The following is a 1,034-nucleotide window of genomic DNA, read 5'->3' as shown; positions in this document are numbered from 1 at the left end:
TTTTACGCTAGCGGATAGCCTGCTGCGCGGGCGGCAAGAGGGCGGCACGCTGCTAAAGGACGCTATGGGCTACGTGGGCGAGGAGGATTTTAAAGCTTTGATCGCTACGGCGGTTGAAATTTTACGCGAGGAGGCGGCGCAGGGGCGCGAAACGCAGCAGAGCAAAAGCGCGGCACAGATGGGGGAGGATGCGCGCTCGGACGAATGCACAGGCAAAAGCGCATGGCAACGCAGCAGAGATGAAAAAAGCGCACGCTGGAAAAACGCCGAAGAGGTCATCGCAGCGGCAAGTCTCGAGTTCGCGCCGCTTTTGCACCCGTATCTGGGCAAGCTTTTTAAATTGCAGCCGAACGAGAGCGCGTATTACGCGGAGTATCCGTGGCGCGGGCTTAGTTACGAGAGCTCGCAAATCTGGCGCGAGAGGCTTGCGGATCTGCAGACGAGCAAAGATGATAAGCAAAAAATTTTTAGCTGCCTGCTGCAAACCCGCGATCCGCGAAACGTAAAATTTGCCTGCGAGTTCGCGCTTGCGGAGGATTTTTTCGATCGCCCGTGCGACCTGCTTGAATATATCGGCTATTGGCTGGAGGCCGTCGGATTTGCCTTTGAGCGGGTTAAATTTGACGCAGACGGCGCGGCTCAAATGGCAGCGGATGAAATTTTAAAAACGGATGCGGAGCTTGATAAACTTCTTAAGTGGTAATCGATAGATTTTAAATGAGTGTAGGCAGACGCAGAGGACGGATTCTCGCTTTTCAAGCCCTTGTTGCTTGGGATGTTGGAGGAGCCGTCCTTGACGATTTATTGAATTTCTCTTGGCAAAATGAAGACTCTATAAAGGATCCCAATAGCTATCTCTTTCCTAAAATGATGGTCTTGGGTACAATCGAAAATATAACCGAAATAGATAAGGTAATTCAGGAAAATCTGGATAACTGGGTTATAGATCGGCTTAATTCTGTAGATAAGGCGATTTTAAGATTGAGTGTCTATTCTCTTATATATCAAAAAGATACCCCTCCGCCCATCGTAAT

At 49.8% G+C, this 1,034-nt stretch carries 2 protein-coding genes; both read left to right on the top strand.

The features are described 5' to 3' along the window. A partial coding sequence (locus tag Q0256_RS10815) for a hypothetical protein (RefSeq protein ID WP_297962978.1) occupies positions 1–703 on the top strand: 703 nt, incomplete at its 5' end. Between the two features lie 14 nt (positions 704–717). After that, the coding region (locus Q0256_RS10810; protein WP_297962975.1) for a transcription antitermination protein NusB at positions 718–1,034 on the top strand (317 nt) is incomplete at its 3' end.

This window comes from uncultured Campylobacter sp., from assembly GCF_937949835.1.
Classification (GTDB): domain Bacteria; phylum Campylobacterota; class Campylobacteria; order Campylobacterales; family Campylobacteraceae; genus Campylobacter_B.
The sequence above is the reverse complement of the archived record's forward strand: the minus strand, read 5'-3'. Positions and strand labels throughout refer to the sequence as shown.